Raw genomic sequence first — 18,716 nt, forward strand, 5'->3', positions numbered from 1 at the left:
GCGTAGGGGACGAAGGAACAACTTTCTTTCATGCAGAATCGAGCAGCGCGCGGAATGCGCGCACCGCCGCCGCCGGGTCGCTTGCCGCGTACACGCTGGTAATCGCAGCCACCATGGCTGCGCCGCGCCTGACCAACGGCGCGGCGTTGTCCGGCGTCATGCCGCCGATGACCGCCATCGGCAGGGCGACGCGGTCGCGCCAGACGTCGACCAGCTGCGGCGGCGTGACGAAGCTGTACTTCTTCACCGGCGACGGATGGAAGCCGCCGAAGGCCACATAGCTGGCGCCGGCCTGCTGGGCCGCCTCGGCCAGTTTCAGTTCGCCGTAGCAGGACGCGCCGATGATCGCGCCGGGGCCGAGCAGCGCGCGCGCCTCGGCGACCGGGACGTCCGTGCCGCCCAGGTGCACGCCGTCGGCGCCGAGGTCGAGGCACAGGTCGAGGTGGTCGTTGATGACGAGCGGCCGGCCATGGCGGCGGCACAGCGCCAGCAGGGCGGCGCCCTGCTCCGCCCGCAGCGCCGGGCTGGCGCGCTTGTTCCGGTATTGCAGCAGCGCGGCGCCGGCGGCCAGCGCGGTCTCGGTGACGGCCAGCAGGCGGTCGGTATCAAGCCAGTCGGGCGTGAGCAGGTAGAGTCCTTGCAGGGCGTGGGTGTTCAATGCGGTCTTTCAGTGGGTGTGGAGGATGCGGCGCGGGATGCGCTGGCCGGGGGCGATCCAGAAGGCATGGGCCAGGGTCTGGTGGCAGTAGTCCTGCGCGCGCTCGAGCGCCTGCCCGAGCGGGTCGCCCAGCGCCAGCCGGGCGGCGATGGCGGCGGCCAGGGTGCAGCCGCTGCCATGGTAGGTGTGCGGCAGGCGTGGCAGGCGCCAGATCCGCTCTTCGACGCCGCCGCGCAGCCAGCGGTTCAGGATGATGTCGCCGTCGCCATGGCCGCCGGTGACGAACACGTGCTCGCAGGGCATGGCGTCGAACGCCCCGAGGGCCAGCGCTTCCGGCAGGTTCGGCACCAGCACGGTCGCTAAGGGCAGCAGTTCGGCCAGGGCGGCCAGGGCATCGCCCCGGCCCAACAGGTCGCCGTGGCCGCTTGCCAACACCGGGTCGAGCACCACCGGCAGGCCGGGGTCGGCGAGGCGCAGCTGGCGCAGCAGCGCGGCGATCGCCGCCGCGTTCTCCCGGCTGCCCGGGATGCCGATCTTCACCGCGTCGATGCTGCAGGTGTCGATCAGCGCATCGGCCTGGCGCAGCATGAAGCCGGCATCGACCGGCTGCACCTCGTGCACGCGGTTGTTGTCCTGCACCGTGAGGGCCGTCGCCACCGGCAGCGCATGCGCCCCGAGCGCGCCGATGGCGGCGATGTCCGCCGCCAGGCCCGCCCCGCCGCCGGGATCGAGTCCGGCGAACACCAGTACGGTGGGCACCATCAGGCGACGACGCCTTCGACCGGGGAGGACGGCGCCGCGGCGAAACGCTTCGGCATGCGCCCCGCCAGGTGCGCTTCGCGGCCGGCCAGCACAGCATGGCGCATCGCGCGCGCCATCCGCACCGGGTCGCGCGCGCCGGCGATCGCGCTGTTCATCAACACGCCGTCGCAGCCCAGCTCCATCGCGATGGCCGCATCCGAGGCCGTGCCGACGCCGGCATCGACCAGCACCGGCACCCTGGCCTGCTCGATGATCAGCCCCAGGTTCCACGGGTTCAGGATGCCCATGCCCGAACCGATCAGCGATGCCAGCGGCATCACCGCGACGCAGCCGATCTCCTGCAGGATGCGGGCCTGCACCGGATCGTCGCTGCAATAGACCATCACGTCGAAGCCGTCGCGCACCAGGGTTTCGGCGGCTTTCAAGGTTTCGGGCATGTGCGGGAACAAGCTGGCCGGGTCGCCCAGCACTTCGAGCTTGACCAGCTTGCGCCCGTCCAGCAGCTCGCGCGCCATCTGCAGCGTGTAAACCGCGTCGTTCGCGTTGAAGCAGCCGGCCGTGTTGGGCAGGATGGTGAATTCATCGAGAGGCAGCACGTCGAGCAGGTTCGGCGTGTTGCGGTCCTGGCCGATGTTCACGCGGCGGATCGCCACCGTGACGATCTCGGCGCCGGCCGCCAGGGTGGCTTCGCGGGTCTGGGCGAGGTCGCGGTATTTGCCGCTGCCGACCAGGAGGCGCGAGGCGTAGCGGCGGCCGGCGATGGTGAGGAAGTCTTCGTTCATTGTTGTCCTTTATGTAGGGTGGGCGGCTTCGCCGCCCGCGCGTTCAAACCGTGCTCGCTCTGTGTTGCGCATGCTCGAATCACGCACTGGTTGAGCGCGCGGGCGGGAAACCCGCCCACCCTACGAAACCCGTTGATCAGCCGCCGCCGATGGCGCGGACGATGTCTACTTTGTCGCTGGCACGCAAGCGCCGGGCCGGCCACGCTTCGCGCGGCACCACTTCGCGGTTCACCGCCACCGCCACCGGCTGCCCCGCCAGCCCAAGCTCCCCGGCCAGCTCCTGCAGCGACTGCCCGGCCGGCACGTGGAAAGGCGCGCCGTTCAATTCGATCGCCGGCATCAGGCCTCCCGGTACAAACGGGCGCCGCCCTTGACGAATTCGATCGCCTTTTCCTGCAGGCCTTGGGCCAGGGCGGCCTGCTCATCCATGCCATTGGCGGCCGCATAGGCGCGTACTTCCTGGGTGATCTTCATCGAGCAGAAATGCGGCCCGCACATCGAGCAGAAATGGGCCGCCTTGCTCGACTCCTTGGGCAGGGTCGCGTCGTGGAAGGCGCGCGCCTTGTCCGGATCGAGCCCCAGGTTGAACTGGTCGTCCCAGCGGAATTCGAAGCGGGCTTTCGACAGTGCGTTGTCGCGCATCTGTGCGCCAGGGTGGCCCTTGGCCAGGTCGGCGGCATGGGCAGCGATCTTGTAGGTGATGATGCCGTCCTTGACGTCGGCCTTATCGGGCAGGCCGAGGTGTTCCTTGGGCGTGACGTAGCACAGCATGGCGGTGCCGTACCAGCCGATCGTGGCCGCGCCGATGCCGGAGGTGATGTGGTCATAGCCGGGTGCGATGTCGGTGGTGAGCGGTCCGAGCGTGTAGAACGGCGCCTCGCTGCACTGCTCCAGTTGCAGGTCCATGTTCTCCTTGATCAGGTGCAGCGGCACGTGGCCGGGGCCTTCGATCATGGTCTGGACGTCGTGGCGCCAGGCGACCTGCGTGAGTTCGCCGAGGGTCTTGAGTTCGGCCAGCTGGGCCTCGTCGTTGGCGTCGAAGATCGAGCCGGGGCGCAGGCCGTCGCCCAGGCTGAACGACACGTCATAGGCCTTCATGATGGCGCAGATGTCCTCGAAATGCGTGTAGAGGAAGGATTCGCGGTGGTGGGCCAGGCACCACTTGGCCATGATCGAGCCGCCGCGCGAGACGATGCCGGTCAGGCGCTTCGCCGTCATCGGCACATAGGCCAGGCGCACGCCGGCGTGGATGGTGAAATAGTCGACGCCCTGCTCCGCCTGTTCGATCAGGGTGTCGCGGTAGATCTCCCAGGTGAGGTCTTCGGCCTTGCCGTTCACCTTTTACAGCGCCTGGTAGAGTGGCACCGTGCCGATCGGCACCGGGGAATTCCGGATGATCCATTCGCGCGTCTCGTGGATATGCTTGCCGGTCGACAGGTCCATCACGTTGTCGGCGCCCCAGCGGATCGCCCAGGTCATCTTCTCGACTTCCTCGCCGATCGAGGACGTGACCGCCGAGTTGCCGATGTTGGCGTTGATCTTGACCAGGAAGTTACGGCCGATGATCATCGGCTCGACTTCCGGATGGTTGATGTTGGCCGGGATGATGGCGCGGCCGCGCGCCAGTTCGCTGCGCACGAATTCGGGCGTGATCTCCGGCGGGATGCTGGCGCCGAAAGACTGGCCCGGATGCTGGCGGCCCAGCAGGCCGGCCATGCGCGCGCCGATCGGGCCCGACCCGCCGAGGGACGCGAGGTATTCGCGGCGCCGCAGGTTCTCGCGCAGGGCCACGAATTCCATCTCGGGCGTGATGATGCCTTGCCGCGCGTAGTGCATTTGCGTGACGTTGCGGCCGGGCAGCGCGCGGCGCGGCTTGCGCTGCAGCTTGAAGCGCAGCGCGCTGAGCGCCGGATCGGTAAGGCGCGCCTGGCCGTAGACGGAGCTCGGCCCCGCCAGTTCCTCGGTATCGGCGCGTTCGCGGATCCAGGGCAGGCGCGGCGACTTCAATCCACAGCGCAGGTCGATGGCGGCGGCCGGGTCGGTGTAGGGACCGGAAGTGTCATAGACGAACAGCGGCGGGTTCGGCTCGCCGCCAAAGCTGCCGGGCGTGGGCGCTTGGGCGATCTCGCGCATCGGCACCCGGATGTCGGGGCGGCTGCCTTCGATATAGACCTTGCGCGAGTTCGGGAAGGGCGCGATGGCCGCGCTGTCGACCGTGGCGGTCGCGGCATCGAAACTGTTCGAGTGGGGAAGCGCTGCCGTCAGGGCGGCGGCGAGTGGTGCATTCATGTGGCTCCTTTGCGAGGAGCCAGCAAAGGATTCATCGGGTGTGGCGAGACCTGTGCGCATGCGCACGGCCGCCGTACCGACTGCTTCCCTTCGCTGGCATTATCCAGATCAGGTTCGGAGGGTATTTCTCACCCGCGCATGCTTCGATATGCATGCGCAGGACCCCTAGCGTGTGCTGCCGTTTCGGCAACGGCCGGATTATAGCCCAGGCAAACTTGTACTTACAAGCCGCAAGCTCCGGCCCGGAATGGTCCGGGTTCTACAGCATCGGCGTCTCGCTCGGCAGCGCCTGCAGTTCGAGCCTGCCGTCGACCACATTGGCATCGACAAAAGGCGTCAGGGCCGGCGTGATCTCCTTGACCGCGCTCGGGCCCCCGTCCACCGATACCTCCAGCCGCATGATTGAGGTGCCGACCGGCAGGTCGACGCTGTCGGCGCGCGAGATCCGCAGGTCGGTGGTGACCCCGGACTTGTGGAACACCTGCTCGCCATTCACGCGCAGGCTGACGGTATTGTTCTGAAATCCGTCGCCCAGCCTTACCCGTAATGTCATGACCGCCCTCGCTTCCTGGTTGACTGCAATGATAGATGCGGACAGGCCCGGCGCACGGGGCGCACACGCCTGTCCCGACAACACGGCGCACAATACCGGCACCGCGATCCAGCAACGGGGCGACATGCCGTCCCCGTTCACGACTTCCTGATCGACATCGCCGAAAACGTCTGCAGGGTCATCCTGGCGCTCTCGTCGTCGCCCATCCGCGCCTGGGACGCGGCCAGGCAATTGAGCGCCGTGCCGGTGGACACGGGGTCGAGCACGTGCGATCCGGCCGCGGCGGACAGCAAGGCGACGCTTTCGTCCGGCTTGGCGCTGCGCACATCGATACGGGTCGGGTTTTCGGCCCTGATCGTCTTGAAGGTGCGCGCGGCGTTGACGCCCTTGACCAGCCGCGCGTAGGTGGCCAACGGGTCATCGGCATACCGGTCGAGCACTTCGTCGAAGGCCGCGTTGCCCGCGCGCAGGGTCGGGTTGTCCGAGCCCAGCAGGTAGAGCAGCGAACCCTGGTCTTCGCCCATGAACAGTTCGGCCAGGTGCTCGCCCGCCTCGGTCACCGGATAGCGCACGCGCACCGTCAGAATATCCGATAGCACCTGGGATCCATCGAGCGCCGAATAGGCGGCGCGCACCCGGTATTGTCCAGGCTGCTCGAAATAGAAGCCGCCCTTGCCGTAGCCGATATAGGCGCTCTCCCGGATTTCGTCGTTCGCGCCGAGAACGGTCTGGCGGTCGCCGACCAGGTGGTCGATCAGCGGTTCGTAGGCAACCACCTCCCCGCCCGGCTTGCTGATGACGACATGCACCAGGCCGTGGTTGGGATGCAGCCAGGTGTGGGCGCGCCGTCCGCGCGTGTCGGTTGTCCGCAGTTTCAGTTCGAGCACGACCGGTTCGCCCAGCGCGAAGCTTTTCTGGTGCGTCGAGATGCTCAGCGCCAGGCCCGAGCCGTCCTCGATCGGGTCGGCCATGATCTCGCGGCCCAGCGCGGCCCCGGCCCCGAAACCGCTGCCGCCCATGATGATGTCGTTGCGGAAGCCGTGGCGCAGGTGGATCAGTTCTTCGTCGTCGAAGCGGAAATCGAAATTGCTCCAGTAAGCAGCCGCGCTACCTTTTGGATATTTCCAGGGGTAATTCATCCAGGACAGCGACTCCGGCCGGCTTGCCGCCGGTGGCGAGGCCAGGTGTTTTTGCCACGAGTGCAGCAGGTTGAAGCAGTGGCCGAGCTCGTGCACATAGGTGTAGAGCTGGTCGCGCTGCTTTTCGGCACTGGTGCCGCCGATGCCGGCATGGAACACGGCGCAGCCTTGGCGCTCCTTGCCGGCCAGATCGAACATGATGCCGTACAACAGCGGCCCCTCGTCGTGCAACTGCGCCGCCACCTGCCAGACGCACCATTGCGGCAGGTCGGCCCACAGGGAAAAATGCTGCTGCATCGAGGCGTGCAGCTCGGCATCGCTCCATGAGGCGTCGGTGCCGGCGCCGCTGACATCGATCACATTGCCGCCCGCGGTCGGCGCCATCGCGATACCTGCCTCGGCAAATGCCGAGGCGACGCCCAGTGTGCGCCCGCTGCCGCCCGAGGCCAGGGCGCCGGTGTCGTAGCTGGTGAACACGGGCGTCGTGAGGTCGGATACGCTGTCGGTCTCGATCCGCACCGTGCGGAAATAGCCGGACTGGAAGGCACACTGGTAGGCGGCCCCGGGCGCGTTTGCCGCGGTAAAGAACTGCAGGGTGGCCGCGCCCTGGGGCTGGAACAGCTGCACCCGCGGGATGGTCACCTGGACGGTCGGCGCGCTGCTGCCGAAGGTAAAGCGGCCGCTGCCCCTGATCACATACTGGGTTGCGGTCGCCGTGACGACCGGTGCGTCGACCACGAACGAGCCGTAATACGACAGGGTGCGGCCCATGACCTGGAAAAAGTCTCCGCTCACCCGCTTCATGGGCCGGGTGCGGTCGATATCGACGCGCAGTTCGACCTGGTAGGCGCCGGCGCTGCCGGCGTAGCAGCCGCTGACCGCCTTGCGTATGGTCGGCAGATGCAGGCCCGCCAGCGGCGGCCGGGGCGCCGGCATGCCGGGCGCCTGCGGTACGGGCATCGTCCCCGGCGGCGCCATGACCGGCGCCGCCGCGTCTGGCGCGGCGGACAATTCGGCGAGGCCCAGCTCGCTATTACTCAGGCCGGATATTTCTTCATAGGTGAGCTGGCCACCGGCGCTATCGGCCAGGCGCTCATCGCCGGCGGATTCCACGCCGGTGGGATCTAGTTGCGACATGTTCTTCTCCTTCACGGACCACTCGTATCCGGCGCGGCGGCAGACGAATACGCCTTGCCGACTTCGCCCGGACGCTGCTGCGACGACACAGATTCCCTCTCCATGGAATGAACATCTTCTTTGGACAGGAAGAAGAAGGAAGCGATTTGTCGAGTCCGCAACAATTGGAGGCGATTCGACATCCGATATGAGCTGGATCAAGAAGACGTCAGTTTGCGAAAAGGACGGGGCGCGCGGCTGACGCCGGGCGGCGGACGGGGCCGCCGCGCCGCGCCGCTGCCGGGAATAGGCGGGCGCTGGAAGGTGACCTATAATGGTTTTTTTCTCAAATTCAATCGCCCGCATATTATGGAATTAGCCAAGTCTTTCGAGCCCGCCGACATTGAACAACACTGGCGTGCCGAGTGGGAAAAGCGCGGTTACTTCACCGCCACCATGGAAGACGGCAAGCCGTCGTTCAGCATCCAGCTGCCGCCGCCGAACGTCACCGGCACGCTGCACATGGGCCACGCCTTCAACCAGACCGTCATGGACGGCCTGACGCGCTACTACCGCATGCGCGGCCATAACACCGCCTGGATCCCGGGCACCGACCACGCCGGCATCGCCACCCAGATCGTGGTGGAGCGCCAGCTCGACGCGCAAAAGATCTCGCGCCACGACCTGGGCCGCGACGCCTTCGTCGAGAAGGTCTGGGAGTGGAAGGAAAAATCGGGCAACACCATCACCGGCCAGATGCGCCGCATGGGCACCTCGCCCGACTGGCAGCGCGAATACTTCACGATGGACGAGACCCGTTCGAAGGTCGTCTCGGAAGTGTTCGTGCGCCTGTTCGAGCAGGGCCTGATCTACCGCGGCAAACGCCTGGTCAACTGGGACCCGGTGCTGGGCACCGCGGTGTCGGACCTGGAAGTCGATTCGCAGGAAGAAGACGGCTCGATGTGGTACATCCAGTACCCCTTGGCCGATGGCTCCGGTCACCTGACGGTGGCCACCACCCGTCCTGAAACCATGCTGGGCGACGTCGCCGTGGCGGTGGATCCGACCGACGAGCGTTACACCCATTTGCACGGCAAGATGCTTACCCTGCCGCTGACCGGCCGCCAGATCCCGGTGATCGCCGACAGCTATGTCGACAAGGAATTCGGCACCGGCTGCGTGAAGATCACCCCGGGCCACGACTTCAACGACTACGCGGTCGGCCAGCGCGCCAATCTCGCGCCGATCACGATCATGACGCTGGACGCCAGGATCAACGAGAACGCGCCCGCCCAATACCAGGGCATGGACCGCTTTGCCGCGCGCAAGCAGATCGTCGCTGACCTCGAAGCGCAAGGCCTGCTGGAGCAGGTCAAGCCGCACAAGCTGATGGTGCCGCGCGGCGACCGTACCGGCGTCGTCATCGAGCCGATGCTGACCGACCAGTGGTTCGTCGCCATGAGCAAGCCGGCGCCGGAAGGCAGCTTCAATCCGGGCAAGTCGATCACCGAAGTGGCGATGGAAAAAGTCGCCAGCGGCGAGATCAAGTTCGTGCCGGAGAACTGGACTACCACCTACAACCAGTGGCTGGGCAACATCCAGGACTGGTGCATCTCGCGCCAGCTGTGGTGGGGCCACCGCATCCCGGCCTGGTACGCCGAAGACGGCCAGATCGTGGTCGCGCGCAGCGAAGAAGAAGCGCACGCCAAGGCCAAGGCCGCAGGCATTACCGGCGCGCTGCGCCGTGACGACGACGTCCTGGACACCTGGTTCTCGTCGGCCCTGGTCCCCTTCTCGACCATGGGCTGGCCGGAGCAGACGAAGGACATGTCGATGTTCCTGCCGTCGTCCGTGCTGGTGACGGGCTTCGACATCATCTTCTTCTGGGTCGCCCGCATGGTGATGATGACGACCCACTTCACCGGCAAGGTGCCGTTCGAGACCGTGTACGTGCACGGCCTGGTGCGCGACTCGCAGGGCCAGAAGATGTCGAAGTCGAAGGGCAATACGCTCGACCCGATCGACCTGATCGACGGCATCGACCTCGACTCGCTGGTCGCCAAGCGCACCACCGGCCTGATGGACCCGCGCGCCTCCGAGAAGATCGCGAAAGCCACCCGCAAGGAATTCCCGAACGGGATCCCGGCCTTCGGCACCGACGCCGTGCGCTTCACGATGGCCAGCTACGCTTCGCTGGGCCGCAACATCAACTTCGACCTCGGCCGCTGCGAAGGCTACCGCAACTTCTGCAACAAGATGTGGAATGCGACGCGCTTCGTGATGATGAATACCGAAGGCAAGGACTGCGGTGCTCCGAATCCGGAAGACCTGTCGCAGGCCGACCGCTGGATCATCTCGCTGATGAACCGCGCCGAACTCGACGTGGCCAAGGGCTTCGCCGACTACCGCTTCGACAACATCGCCAGCACCATCTACAAGTTCGTCTGGGACGAGTATTGCGACTGGTACCTGGAAGTGGCCAAGGTCTCGGTCCAGCAAGGCACCGAGGCGCAGCAGCGCGCCACCCGCCACACCCTGCTGCGCGTGCTCGAAGTGATCCTGCGCCTGGCGCACCCGATCATCCCCTTCGTGACCGAAGCGCTGTGGCAGGCCATCGCGCCGCTGGCCGGAAAAACCGGCGACAGCATCATGATGCAGCCCTACCCGATCGCCGACGAATCCCTGATCAGCGAGTCCGCCGAAGCCTGGATGGCCCAGCTCAAGGACCTGACCAACGCCACCCGCAACCTGCGCGGCGAGATGAAGATCTCGCCTTCGGTGCGGGTGCCGCTGATCGTCGAACCGGGAGCCGGGGCCGAGCGCGCCGCGCTGGCGGGCTTCGCGCCCTATGTCCAGTCGCTGTGCAAGCTGGCCGAGGTGCAGATCGTCGACGCCCTGCCGGAGTCGCCCGCCGCGGTGTCGGTCGTCGGCACCACCAAGCTGATGCTGAAAGTCGAGATCGACGTCGCCGCCGAGCGTGAGCGCCTCTCGAAAGAGATCGCGCGCATCGAAGGCGAGATCACCAAGGCCAATGGCAAGCTCTCGAGCGAGAGTTTTGTTGCGCGCGCCCCGGCCGCGGTGGTGGCGCAGGAAAAGGAACGCGTGGCGAACTTCTCGGCGACGCTGGACAAGATGCGGGAGCAGTTGGGCAAGCTGGCGGCGTAAGCTGTCGATGCTTCATGAGAACGCGGCCCGAGTGGCCGCGTTTTTTTTGTCCGGCTTTTCGTAGGGTGGGCGGCTTCGCCGCCCGCGCGTTCAAGCAGAGCATGATTCAAGTTAGTGCGACCCGGTTCACAACAGATTGGAATGGTTCTTCAGGTTCCAGATCACCCCGGTATCAAAACAGTTTGCTACACTGACCCCGCTTGATAACAACAATGGAGACTCACAATGCGTAAACTGATTTGGGCAAGCCTGATTGCCATGATGGTCGCAGTTCCTGCAGCAATGGCGCAAAACACCTCGGCCGCCGGCACCTGGAAAACGATCGACGACGAAACCGGCAAGCCGAAGTCGCTGGTGCGCATCACCGAGGAAGGCGGCGTCCTGACCGGCAAGATCGAGAAGCTGTTCCGCCCTGCGGACCAGGACCAGAACCCGAAATGCACCGCCTGCGAAGGCGCGCGCAAGGACCAGCCGCTGATCGGCATGACCATCCTGTCGGGCCTGAAGAAAGACGGCGACGAGTACAAGGGCGGCGAGATCCTCGATCCGGCCAAGGGCAAGACCTACAAGAGCAAGGCCCAGCTGAAGGACAACGGCAGCAAGCTTGAAGTGCGCGGCTACATCGGCGCACCGATGTTCGGCCGTTCGCAGACCTGGGTCCGCGAGCAGTAAGCAGCACTTGAACGACCCCGGGCGGCGGCGCACGCTGCTGCCCGTCCCCTCCCCTCCCCACCTTCGGCCGCCTCCAGCCGCGCGCCACGAAAATTGTTTTTCCGCTAACTTCTCGTTATTGCTGAGTTATCCGCAACAAGCAAACCCACACGAGGAAACCATGAATACCGTACCAACGAAACTGCTTCCCGGAGGCAGCCGATGATCCTCCTGCGCCTTGCCTGCCTGATGGCCAGCATAGCCGTGCTGGTCGCGCCGCCGGCCATGCTGTTCCCGAACGGCGCCGTGACACCCAACCTGCTTGGGGCGCTGGCCATGGCGCTGGTGCTGATGCTGGCCGCCTCCGCCTTTTTCTTCATCACCTTTTCGGCACACCGGATCAAGCGCTCGCCTCCGCTGCGCCGCCTGTGCGTGATGGTCCTGGGCGCGCCTTTCCTGGCCGGCATCGCGACGCTCTGGTTCGGCACCGAACCGAACGTGCTGTGGATGGGCGGCCTGCTGCTCAGCTTCACGCTGGTCACCGGCCTGGCGCTGGTCTACCCGATCCTGCAGGGCCCGAGCGCGAGCCGCCTGCGCGCCCGCGACGCCCGCCCGAGCCGGCGCGAGCCAATGCTCTACCAGGCCTGATCCGCACGTCCTCCAGGCCTCCCTGCCGGGCGGCCTGATTGTGCTATCGTCAGGCTCCCTGGACCCGCTTTTCCTGCCCTGGCGCCAATGAGCATACCGATGAGCGTTCCCAAGCCGGCGCGCCCCGTGGTGCGGGGCCGCGCGCTGCGCTACCTGCGGCTGCTGAGCCTGCTGGCCGGCGTGCTCGCGCTCATCCATCCCCCGCTGCTGCTGCGCTCCATCGCGCACGCCATCCCGGACATGGCCGAACCCTTCGTCATGCTGGGTGGGATGCTGCTGGCGGCCGGCGGCTACTTCGTGATCGGCCTGGCGGGCAACCGCATGCGCCGCTCGCCGCCGCTGCGCTCCCTGGCTTCGCTCTTGATGATGATGCCGTTTGCGGCCAGCGCCATCGTGGTCTGGCACGGCGGCGGCCCCACCCTGCTGCGGGTCTGCGGCTTCCTGATGGTGCTCACGCTGGTGCTGTACATGACCTTCATCTATCCGCTGATGTACACGCCCAAGCAGAAAGACAAGGCGCCAGCGCTCGACGCCTACAGCCAGCCGGCGTCGCGCGCCATCCGGTAGGCTTCCACCCGGTTGGCGGCACCGAGCTTGCTGATCGCCTCGGACAGGTAGTTGCGCACGGTCCCTTCGGACAAATGCACCTCGCGCGCGATGTCGGCGCTGCTGCGCCCTTCCCCGGCCAGCCGCAATACCTGCCGTTCGCGCTCGGTGAGCGGGTCGCCGCCGCCGCTCCAGCTTTCCAGCGCCAGCTCCGGCGCGATTGCCCGTCCGCCCTCGTGCACCGCGCGGATCGCCGCGGCCAGGGCGTCCACCGGCGCATCCTTGAGCAGGTAGCCGCGCACGCCCGACGCCAAAGCGCGCCGCAGGTAACCGCTGCGCCCGAAGGTGGTCACCACGATCACCTTCGCCACAAGCCGCTGCTCCTTGATCCGGGCCGCCAGTTCGAGCCCCGTCATCTGGGGCATCTCGATGTCGGTCAGCACCACGTCCGGCGCCAGCTCTTCGCACAGGGCCAGTGCTTCGCGGCCGTTGGTGGCGGCGCCGACGACCTCGAAATCGGGCTCAAGCCGCAGCAGCGCGGCCATCGCGCCCAGCACGAGGTTCTGGTCTTCGGCCAGCAGGATGCGGATCATGCCGTGGCTCCCGCCGGAATGCGCAACTCGACTTCCAGTCCAGCGCGTGCGCGCAGCGCCAGCCTGCCGCCGACCGAAGCCACGCGCTCGCGCATGCCGGACAAGCCATTACCTTGCCGGATATCGGCCTCGCTGCGCGCCTGGCCGTCGTCGGCGATGCGCAGCACGGCCACGCCGTGTTCCAGCGCGAGCGACACGCTGCAGCGCTTCGCCCCCGCATGCCGCACCACGTTGGTGACCGCCTCGCGCAGCGCCAGCGCCACCACGTTCTCGGCGGCCGGCGCGAGCGCAAATCGTTCGACCCGCTCGTCCAGTTGCACGTCGGCCGCCGCCAGGCTGGCGCGGGCGCTGGCCAGCGCATGAGCCAGGCCGCTCTCGCGGTAGCCGCTCACAGCGGCGCGCACTTCGGCCAGGGCCTGGCGCGCGCTGGTTTCGATGTCGCCGATCTCGCGCGCGCAGGCATCGGCATCGCGGTGCACGAGTTTGCGCGCCAGCTCCGCCTTGAGCGCAATGAGCGACAGCGAGTGCCCGAGCAGGTCGTGCAGGTCGCGCGAGATCCGTTCGCGCTCGGCGATGGTGGCGATGTGCTCGACTTCTTCCTGCTTGCGCACCAGCGCCTGGCGCGAGCGCCGCAGGCGCGCATCCATGACGGCCCCCACGCCCACCGGCAGGCTGACGGTCAGGATCGGCATCAGGAACAGCCAGCGCATCTGCGTGTCCGGGATGAAGAAGGACGTAAGCACGGCGAGCGCCACCACGCCCACGATCGCCAGTATGGCCAGCCGCAGCTGCATGATCCCGGCCGCCGCAGCGCAGGCGAAGATGAAGAAGGTGGCGGCGCCGACGTTCCAGCGCACCCAGGCCGCGCCGATCAGACAGCCCGCCAGCATGCAGCCGGCCGACTGCCAGCCGCGCGTCCAGAAGCTGGCGCAATACAGGACCAGGAACACCACCAGCGTCAGCGCCAGCATGAGTGCCTCGAGCGGAGTGGGCGCGACGTAGGCGTATTTCCAGCCCATGTAGCCAAGGCTGAGCAGCCAGAAGTACGGCATCTTGCCCTGTTCGGGCGGGATCCAGGGTCCCGTCCATAGTCTCGCGATGCCCTGCCTGATCCCGTTCATGCGTCTTCCATCCAGGTTGTTATTGTGCGAGCAGGCGCACGTCGGCGATCTCGAAGCGGTAGTCGCCCGGCTGCGGACCGGCGTTGAATCCTAACATGGTCAGGGTGGCCGGATCGACGCCTTTCAGGTCGCTGACCGGCACCGTCACCTCGGCCCATTCAGGGCCGGCGGTAAAGCGCGCGGCGCCCGGCATCTGCACGCCCTGCGACATGGCGATCATCTGGTACACCTTGCCGTCGCCGCGCACCTTGAAGCGCACCTGCTTCGCCGCGCTCAGGTTCACCGGCTGCATCGGCGTGGTGCCCGGCATGAAGGCCACGCCGGCCCAGGCAAACGGCAGGCCCGGCGCCACTGTCGCATTGATCGCGAGCGGCACCTGGCCGTCGGGCAGCGCCGCTTGGGCCGCCAGCTTGACGGTCGATTTGCCGCCGGCGAAGCTGTCGGTCGAGGGCATCCAGCCGGCGCCGAACGGGCTGGCCAGCCTGGCTGCGCTGAACTGGCTGATACGGCCGTCCACCGGTAGCGCCAACGGCTGGTTGGCGCCGGCCGCCGCGGCTTTTGCCACCTGCTCGCGCTGGCGCTCGCGCAGCCCGCCCGCGCTCTCGCCATCCTTCCACACCTCGACGATCCGGCGGGTGGCGCGGATATCCTGCGCCGGGTTGCCTTCCACCAGCAGCAGGTCGGCCTTGTAGCCCTTCTGGATGCGGCCGCGCTGGCCCAGTTTGAATGCCTTGGCCGGCGCGCTGGTAGCCGCGGCCAGCGCCTGCGCCGGGCTCAGGCCCGCCTCCACCAGTGCGGCCAGTTCGCGGTGCATGCTCACGCCATACTGGGTGCCGGGATTGCCGGCGTCGGTGCCGGCCAGCACCGGCACGCCGGCCCGCTGCATGGCGGCGGTCACCATCTTCGGCGCCACCAGCATCGCCGGTTGCTGCTGCGAGCCATAGCGCGCCTTGAGCGGCGCCTGTTCGTCCTTGTCGAGCAGTCCGGCAAGCAGCGGATCGGCCAGCAGGTCGTCTCCCTTGTAGCCGGCCATGCTTTCCAGGACGGTGAAGGTCGGGATCACGAAGGCGCCCTTGGCGCGGGCAAGCCTGGCCATGCCTTCGGCATCGGCGGTGCCGCCGGTGTACAGGTGCACCAGGCCGTCGGCGCCCGCCTCCAGCACGGCGCGCGCATCCGCCTCGGTGCTGATGTGAACTACCGCCAGCTTGCCGCGCCGGTGCGCCGCCGCGATCACGGCTTTGACGGTGGCCAGGTCGAGCGACTTGAAACCGAAGCCCGCTTCCATGACGACCTTGATGAAGTCCGAGCCTTCGGCGATGCGCGCGTCCACGAAGGCCTGCGCGTCTTCCGGTTTGGTGAGGGTCGGGATGGCGATGCCGAACTGGGTGCCGTGGCCGTTCGGCGCGGTGACCAGGGTGCCGGCCGAGAACAGGTCGGCGTGCTGGTGATTGCCGCCTGCGCGCATGGCCTTCCTGGCGGTCGCCAGCATCCCGACGTCGGTGAACATGTCGACCTGGGTGGTCACGCCGAACAGCACCGGCAGCTCGAAATGGCGGAAGGCGTGGGTGTGGGCGTCGATCAGGCCTGGCAGCAGCGTGCGGCCTTGTCCGCTCACGACCCGCGCGTCTTTCGGCGCCGCGCCGCGGAAATTGGCATCGACGATGACGCCCTTGTCGAACAGCACCGAGCGGCGCTCGTGTACGCGCTCGCCGTCGAAGACGCGCACGTCCTGGACCAGGGTGGGGGCGGCAAGGGCGGAGCTCGCCAGGAAGAGTGCGGCGGCGGCGGACAGGAGCTTCAGGCTGGCGTTCATACGTTCCTCGCATGGTTGGGTAGTGAAGCCAGTATGCGAACAACGCGATGGGGGTGGTAGAAGCGGGCGCCATCAGATTGGTATGACATTTGTCACCCGTGCCGCTACCTTCCCGCAATGGAGCGGAAGCGGCCGCTGGTGACGAGCTGACAGCCGCGGCAGACACGTAGTTGCCACGTGGAGCAGTTGCAGTAACTTCGGCCCGGACCTAGTTTCTGCGCATCCAGCACCGCTCCGGGTTTGTCCCGGTCCATTACACCAATTTACATGGATTCACGGCAGTGAAGGAATGTCTCGCGAGCGCATGGATCTAACATGGTGAGTCGCTGGAGTGACAAGGAGGCCTGCCATGAGATACAGCCCCGACTACCGGACGGATCGCCGGACGGATTTCCGCACATCGCTGCTGATCGACGCGGCAATCAATGCGGCCAGCTCACATGATGTATTCACCGCTGCGCAGGAACTTCTTGAGCAGCACACACCGCCTGACGTTGTGATTCGCGTCCTGACACGATCGACGAAGCGGCGTCGCTACCCTGAATCGGGTATCCCCGGTTGATCGACTGATTCGTCTTGATATACGCCGAGAGTTTGCCAGCCACCCTCATCCCGGCGGCAAGCTATCCCATAAATCCCCCGTCGGGCTGATCCGCGGCGCCGTCACTCCAAAGTGCTGGTAAGCCAGCGGCGTGGCAATCCGCCCGCGCGGCGTGCGCTGCAAATAGCCCTGCTGGATCAGGAAGGGTTCCAATACGTCTTCGATGGTGTCGGCCGCTTCGCCGATCGCCGCGGCCAGGTTGCCGATGCCCACCGGCCCGCCGCCGAACTTGAACAGCACCGCTTCCAATAACTTGCGGTCCATCACGTCGAAGCCGACCGAGTCGACGTCGAGCATCTGCAGCGCGAGGTCGGCGATATCCTTGGTGATCTCGCCGTTGCCCTTCACTTCGGCGTAGTCGCGCACGCGGCGCAGCAGGCGGTTGGCGATGCGCGGCGTGCCGCGCGCGCGGCGCGCCACTTCGCGGGCGCCGTCCTGGTCGATCGGGGCGCCCAGCAAGGCGGCGCTGCGGACGACGATCTTGGTCAGCTCGTCGACGTTGTAGAACTCCAGGCGCGCGACGATGCCGAAGCGGTCGCGCAGCGGGTTGGTCAGCATGCCGGCGCGGGTGGTGGCGCCGACCAGGGTGAAGGGCTGCAGGTCGAGTTTCACTGAACGCGCGGCCGGGCCTTCGCCGATCATGATGTCGATCTGGTAGTCCTCGAGCGCCGGATACAAAATCTCTTCGACCACGGGCGACAGGCGGTGGATCTCGTCGATGAACAGCACGTCGTTCGGCTCGAGATTGGTCAGCAGCGCGGCCAGGTCGCCCGGGCGCTCCAGCACCGGGCCGGAGGTCTGGCGCAGGTTGACGCCCATTTCGCGCGCGATGATGTGCGCCAGCGTGGTCTTGCCCAGGCCCGGGGGGCCGAACAGCAGCGTGTGGTCGAGCGCTTCGCGGCGGTTGCGGGCGGCGTGGATGAAGATCTCGAGCTGGGCGCGGATCTTTTCCTGGCCGACGTACTCTTCCAGCTGCTTAGGGCGCAAGGCGCGCTCGATCGCCTCCTCGTTGGGCGAGGCCGGGGCCGCGTCGATGACGCGCTGTTCGGTGAAATTGTCGGTCTGGATGCTCATTGCTTATGCTTTGGAGAGCGCCTTCAGCGCAAACTTGATGCCGTCCGAGACGGTGGCCCCTGCCGGCAGGTTCTTGGTCGCGAGCAGCGCTTCCTTGTCAGAATACCCCAGCGCCACCAGCGCATTGAGCACGTCGGTCTGCGTGTCGTCGCGCGGGGCGCCGCCGGCAACCATGCCGAGGTCGGCGCCGAGCTTGCCCTTGAGTTCGAGCAGCAGGCGTTCGGCGGTTTTCTTGCCGATGCCCGGCACCTTCACCAGGCGGCCGGTTTCCTGCAAGGTGACCGCCTGCGAGAGCTCGGCCACCGTCATGCCCGACAGGATCGACAGCGCCATGCGCGCGCCGACGCCGGTGATCTTGATCAGCTGGCGGAACAGTGCGCGTTCGGACGCGCTGCCGAAGCCGAACAGCAGGTGCGCATCTTCGCGCACGGTCAGGTGGGTGAACAGCACCACGCGCTCGCCCGTGTGCGGCAGGTTGTAGAAAGTGCTCATCGGTACGTCGACCTCATAGCCGACGCCGTTGCAATCCACCAGCACGTGCGGCGGCGCTTTTTCGAGCAAGATTCCGGAGAGACGACCGATCATCGTTGTTTCCTTGTTGTTTTCAGACGAGGCGGCTGCGTTTCATGCGCAGCGTGGACGTGGTGGGCGCCAGCGCGCCGAGCAGGGCCAGGGTGTCGATGCTGTGGGCATGGCAGATGGCCACGCCCAGCGCGTCGGCGGCGTCGCTCCCGGGCAGGCCGGGCAGCTTGAGCAGGCGCGCCACCATATCCTGCACCTGGGCCTTGGCTGCCCTGCCGGTGCCGACCACGGCCTGCTTGACCTGCACCGCAGTGTATTCGGCCACGTCGAGGTCGGCGCCGACCAAGGCCGTGATCGCCGCGCCGCGGGCCTGGCCCAGCAGCAGCGTGGAGTGCGGATTGACGTTGACGAACACTTTTTCGATGGCCGCGCAGCCGGGCTGGTAGGCGGAGACGATTTCGCTCACGCCCTTCAGGATCACCTTCAGGCGTGGCGGCAGTGCGCCCTCAAGGCCGGTCTTGATCGTGCCGGACGCGATGTAGCGCAGTTTCGTGCCGTGTTTTTCGATGACGCCAAAGCCCGTCGTGCGCAGGCCCGGGTCGATGCCGAGAATAATCATTGTGGAATGATATACGGCTGGAGGGGGTTGGTGGGGAAAATACTGTGTAAAAACACAGGTGATG

At 66.8% G+C, this 18,716-nt stretch carries 17 protein-coding genes, 1 pseudogene and 1 riboswitch; of the genes and pseudogenes, 5 read left to right on the forward strand and 13 right to left on the reverse strand.

What is annotated here, in order from left to right:
* Positions 1–28 precede the first annotated feature (28 nt).
* From thiE to AC56LR_RS10370, 7 genes and pseudogenes are all read right to left on the reverse strand, one after another.
* Positions 29–643, reverse strand: coding sequence for a thiamine phosphate synthase (thiE, locus tag AC56LR_RS10340; protein ID WP_497130239.1), 615 nt, complete (start codon positions 641–643; stop codon positions 29–31).
* Positions 644–667: 24 nt separating this feature from the next.
* Positions 668–1,420: a hydroxymethylpyrimidine/phosphomethylpyrimidine kinase gene (locus AC56LR_RS10345; protein ID WP_497130060.1), complete on the reverse strand. Its 753-nt coding sequence runs from the start codon at positions 1,418–1,420 to the stop codon at positions 668–670.
* Positions 1,420–2,202, reverse strand: a complete 783-nt coding sequence (locus AC56LR_RS10350) for a thiazole synthase (protein ID WP_497130062.1) — start codon at positions 2,200–2,202, stop codon at positions 1,420–1,422. Before AC56LR_RS10350 ends, AC56LR_RS10345 begins: the two co-directional genes overlap by 1 nt.
* A gap of 136 nt (positions 2,203–2,338) precedes the next feature.
* A complete protein-coding gene (thiS, locus tag AC56LR_RS10355) occupies positions 2,339–2,542 on the reverse strand; it encodes a sulfur carrier protein ThiS (protein WP_497130064.1) in 204 nt (67 codons plus the stop codon).
* Positions 2,542–4,491 (reverse strand): annotated as a pseudogene (gene thiC / locus AC56LR_RS10360) (phosphomethylpyrimidine synthase ThiC). Before thiC ends, thiS begins: the two are co-directional and overlap by 1 nt.
* A gap of 68 nt (positions 4,492–4,559) precedes the next feature.
* Positions 4,560–4,668, reverse strand: a riboswitch (TPP riboswitch).
* A gap of 82 nt (positions 4,669–4,750) precedes the next feature.
* Entirely contained in the window at positions 4,751–5,044 is a 294-nt protein-coding gene (locus tag AC56LR_RS10365) for a hypothetical protein (protein ID WP_497130065.1), read from the reverse strand.
* 137 nt (positions 5,045–5,181) lie between these two features.
* A complete protein-coding gene (locus tag AC56LR_RS10370) occupies positions 5,182–7,320 on the reverse strand; it encodes a hypothetical protein (RefSeq protein WP_497130067.1) in 2,139 nt (712 codons plus the stop codon).
* 348 nt (positions 7,321–7,668) lie between these two features.
* On the opposite strand from AC56LR_RS10370, the gene AC56LR_RS10375 reads away from it, so the two are divergent.
* The 4 genes from AC56LR_RS10375 (at position 7,669) to AC56LR_RS10390 (ending at position 12,330) form a co-directional block, all read left to right on the forward strand.
* Positions 7,669–10,464 (forward strand): valine--tRNA ligase, encoded by a 2,796-nt coding sequence (locus tag AC56LR_RS10375; RefSeq protein ID WP_497130069.1) that lies wholly within the window; start codon positions 7,669–7,671, stop codon positions 10,462–10,464.
* Positions 10,465–10,689: 225 nt separating this feature from the next.
* Positions 10,690–11,136: a DUF2147 domain-containing protein gene (locus AC56LR_RS10380; RefSeq protein WP_497130071.1), complete on the forward strand. Its 447-nt coding sequence runs from the start codon at positions 10,690–10,692 to the stop codon at positions 11,134–11,136.
* Positions 11,137–11,337: 201 nt separating this feature from the next.
* Complete coding sequence (locus AC56LR_RS10385) at positions 11,338–11,763, forward strand: hypothetical protein (RefSeq protein WP_497130073.1); 426 nt, start codon at positions 11,338–11,340, stop codon at positions 11,761–11,763.
* Positions 11,764–11,862: 99 nt separating this feature from the next.
* Complete coding sequence (locus AC56LR_RS10390) at positions 11,863–12,330, forward strand: hypothetical protein (RefSeq protein WP_497130074.1); 468 nt, start codon at positions 11,863–11,865, stop codon at positions 12,328–12,330.
* Here AC56LR_RS10390 and AC56LR_RS10395 read toward each other — a convergent pair.
* From AC56LR_RS10395 to AC56LR_RS10405, 3 genes are read right to left on the reverse strand one after another with little or no spacing between them, the layout of a single operon-like run.
* A complete protein-coding gene (locus tag AC56LR_RS10395) occupies positions 12,297–12,902 on the reverse strand; it encodes a response regulator transcription factor (RefSeq protein ID WP_497130075.1) in 606 nt (201 codons plus the stop codon). The two genes, AC56LR_RS10390 and AC56LR_RS10395, sit on opposite strands and share 34 nt — an antisense overlap.
* Positions 12,899–14,023, reverse strand: a complete 1,125-nt coding sequence (locus AC56LR_RS10400; RefSeq protein ID WP_497130076.1) for a sensor histidine kinase — start codon at positions 14,021–14,023, stop codon at positions 12,899–12,901. The genes AC56LR_RS10395 and AC56LR_RS10400 overlap by 4 nt, the downstream gene beginning before the upstream one ends.
* A 19-nt stretch (positions 14,024–14,042) precedes the next feature.
* Positions 14,043–15,836: a CIA30 family protein gene (locus tag AC56LR_RS10405; protein ID WP_497130078.1), complete on the reverse strand. Its 1,794-nt coding sequence runs from the start codon at positions 15,834–15,836 to the stop codon at positions 14,043–14,045.
* A 349-nt stretch (positions 15,837–16,185) separates the two neighbouring features.
* Here AC56LR_RS10405 and AC56LR_RS10410 point away from each other — a divergent pair, with 349 nt between their 5' ends.
* Positions 16,186–16,398, forward strand: a complete 213-nt coding sequence (locus AC56LR_RS10410; RefSeq protein WP_497130079.1) for a hypothetical protein — start codon at positions 16,186–16,188, stop codon at positions 16,396–16,398.
* 45 nt (positions 16,399–16,443) lie between these two features.
* On the opposite strand, the gene ruvB is transcribed toward AC56LR_RS10410, so the two are convergent.
* From ruvB to ruvC, 3 genes are read right to left on the reverse strand one after another with little or no spacing between them, the layout of a single operon-like run.
* Positions 16,444–17,511, reverse strand: coding sequence for a Holliday junction branch migration DNA helicase RuvB (gene ruvB, locus AC56LR_RS10415; protein WP_497130081.1), 1,068 nt, complete (start codon positions 17,509–17,511; stop codon positions 16,444–16,446).
* Positions 17,512–17,514: 3 nt separating this feature from the next.
* Complete coding sequence (gene ruvA / locus AC56LR_RS10420) at positions 17,515–18,096, reverse strand: Holliday junction branch migration protein RuvA (RefSeq protein ID WP_497130083.1); 582 nt, start codon at positions 18,094–18,096, stop codon at positions 17,515–17,517.
* 19 nt (positions 18,097–18,115) lie between these two features.
* Positions 18,116–18,652: a crossover junction endodeoxyribonuclease RuvC gene (gene ruvC / locus AC56LR_RS10425; protein WP_497130085.1), complete on the reverse strand. Its 537-nt coding sequence runs from the start codon at positions 18,650–18,652 to the stop codon at positions 18,116–18,118.
* Between the last annotated feature and the right edge of the window lie 64 nt (positions 18,653–18,716).

The organism is Telluria sp. ZT3P39, from assembly GCF_059685935.1.

Coding starts and splice junctions, on each gene's coding strand:
- AC56LR_RS10375 (WP_497130069.1), top strand. CDS start 7,669: ATGGAATTAGCCAAGTCTTTCGAGCCCGCCGACATTGAACAACACTGG.
- ruvB (WP_497130081.1), bottom strand. CDS start 17,511: ATGAGCATCCAGACCGACAATTTCACCGAACAGCGCGTCATCGACGCG.
- AC56LR_RS10395 (WP_497130075.1), bottom strand. CDS start 12,902: ATGATCCGCATCCTGCTGGCCGAAGACCAGAACCTCGTGCTGGGCGCG.
- AC56LR_RS10370 (WP_497130067.1), bottom strand. CDS start 7,320: ATGTCGCAACTAGATCCCACCGGCGTGGAATCCGCCGGCGATGAGCGC.
- AC56LR_RS10365 (WP_497130065.1), bottom strand. CDS start 5,044: ATGACATTACGGGTAAGGCTGGGCGACGGATTTCAGAACAATACCGTC.
- AC56LR_RS10380 (WP_497130071.1), top strand. CDS start 10,690: ATGCGTAAACTGATTTGGGCAAGCCTGATTGCCATGATGGTCGCAGTT.
- ruvA (WP_497130083.1), bottom strand. CDS start 18,096: ATGATCGGTCGTCTCTCCGGAATCTTGCTCGAAAAAGCGCCGCCGCAC.
- AC56LR_RS10410 (WP_497130079.1), top strand. CDS start 16,186: ATGAGATACAGCCCCGACTACCGGACGGATCGCCGGACGGATTTCCGC.
- AC56LR_RS10385 (WP_497130073.1), top strand. CDS start 11,338: ATGATCCTCCTGCGCCTTGCCTGCCTGATGGCCAGCATAGCCGTGCTG.
- ruvC (WP_497130085.1), bottom strand. CDS start 18,652: ATGATTATTCTCGGCATCGACCCGGGCCTGCGCACGACGGGCTTTGGC.
- thiS (WP_497130064.1), bottom strand. CDS start 2,542: ATGCCGGCGATCGAATTGAACGGCGCGCCTTTCCACGTGCCGGCCGGG.
- AC56LR_RS10405 (WP_497130078.1), bottom strand. CDS start 15,836: ATGAACGCCAGCCTGAAGCTCCTGTCCGCCGCCGCCGCACTCTTCCTG.
- AC56LR_RS10350 (WP_497130062.1), bottom strand. CDS start 2,202: ATGAACGAAGACTTCCTCACCATCGCCGGCCGCCGCTACGCCTCGCGC.
- AC56LR_RS10390 (WP_497130074.1), top strand. CDS start 11,863: ATGAGCGTTCCCAAGCCGGCGCGCCCCGTGGTGCGGGGCCGCGCGCTG.
- AC56LR_RS10345 (WP_497130060.1), bottom strand. CDS start 1,420: ATGGTGCCCACCGTACTGGTGTTCGCCGGACTCGATCCCGGCGGCGGG.
- AC56LR_RS10400 (WP_497130076.1), bottom strand. CDS start 14,023: ATGAACGGGATCAGGCAGGGCATCGCGAGACTATGGACGGGACCCTGG.